Origin of the sequence: Ningiella ruwaisensis (assembly GCF_004798935.1) — a bacterium.
Lineage (GTDB): Bacteria > Pseudomonadota > Gammaproteobacteria > Enterobacterales > Alteromonadaceae > Glaciecola > Glaciecola ruwaisensis.
Window position 1 is genome coordinate 1 of record NZ_RAHT01000022.1, and the last position, 1,518, is coordinate 1,518.

A 1,518-nucleotide genomic window follows, 5' to 3' on the forward strand; every position below is an offset into this window, starting at 1 on the left:
CAGAGTAAACTCTGCTCCCACTGTTTGTACGTATACGGTTTCAGGTTCTATTTCACTCCCCTCACTGGGGTTCTTTTCGCCTTTCCCTCACGGTACTTGTTCACTATCGGTCAGTTAGGAGTATTTAGCCTTGGAGGATGGTCCCCCCATCTTCAGTCAAGATAACACGTGTCCCGACCTACTTAATATGACCAATATGCATCTTCGTGTACGGGGCTATCACCCTGTATCGCTGTGCTTCCCAACACATTCCACTAACACATACTGATTCGGCTGCTCCCCGTTCGCTCGCCGCTACTAGGAGAATCTCGGTTGATTTCTGTTCCTAAGGGTACTTAGATGTTTCAGTTCCCCTCGTTTGCCTCTACAAGCTATGTATTCACTTGCAGATACCGCCTAAGCGGTGGGTTTCCCCATTCGGACATCTGTGGCTCAAATGCGTTTTGTCAGCTCACCACAGCTTTTCGCAGACTTACACGTCCTTCTTCGCCTCTAACTGCCTAGGCATCCACCGTATACGCTTTGTCACTTAACCATACAACCCTAAATAGCCCGCGCATTTGCTTCCTCCTCTTCGCGACTCTTCCTCACTTACTCAGTCACATACTCATATGTATGCTCCTTCGCGCGCTCGTCGTTTCGCTCGATGAGAAACCGAATGCTTGGCCATTGCACTAACAGACATTCTGAAATATCTGTCAAGCAACACCTGCTATTTTCCACACCCGCCTTTTTAATCAGGTGTGTTTAAGCTGTATGCATGACGTTTGCTAATCTGCATACTTTTTTAAGTATGCTATTTGTCAGATAGAGTAGCTTGAGGAACACTTGATGCTTGCGCATCAACTTTTCCAATTACTCTTTCGTTAAATATTGATTACTAATTATCAGCTTTTCCAAATTGTTAAAGAACTCAATAAGCGCGTCGCGCTCATCTTAAGGTTAAAAAAACCTTAATGAATACTCTTACCCAAGCGCATTCATTAAGGCTCTGTCATTCACCATGCCGCTTATCGCCGCCCTCCTCCATTACCCAAGGAGCTTGTGGCCTGCGCCACAATGACTGTGTACCATTTGAAATGGTAGGCTTGGGCAGACTTGAACTGCCGACCTCACCCTTATCAGGGGTGCGCTCTAACCAGCTGAGCTACAAGCCTGTTCTTGCTTCTCATTTCGTCCTGACTGAGCTTCTTTGTCTCCGCCCTCGGCAGTCACATACTATCTGTATGCTCCCTCCTCGCTTGTCGAGTCGAATCACATTCATAACGAACTGCTCGCAATAACTTACTTATCTAAGCGGTGGTGGAGCTAAGCAGGATCGAACTGCTGACCTCCTGCGTGCAAGGCAGGCGCTCTCCCAGCTGAGCTATAGCCCCATAAACACCTAACATTTCATACTACGCAGAGCGAACAACTCTTTAGCGAGTGGTAAAATGCTCAGCAAGCTTCGCTTGCGGTAAAAGCATTTTACACGCCCACTTGCGAAGCAAGTGCTTGTGGTAAATAACAACAAAACAA

2 tRNA genes and 1 rRNA gene are annotated in these 1,518 nt (G+C 47.0%); all 3 read right to left on the bottom strand.

The features are described 5' to 3' along the window. Positions 1-535: ribosomal RNA gene (locus tag D6V41_RS18040) — 23S ribosomal RNA — on the bottom strand; the annotation flags it as partial. A 545-nt stretch (positions 536-1,080) separates the two neighbouring features. Continuing rightward, positions 1,081-1,157, bottom strand: a tRNA-Ile gene (locus D6V41_RS18045). A gap of 143 nt (positions 1,158-1,300) precedes the next feature. Continuing rightward, positions 1,301-1,376: transfer RNA gene (locus tag D6V41_RS18050), tRNA-Ala, on the bottom strand. Between the last annotated feature and the right edge of the window lie 142 nt (positions 1,377-1,518).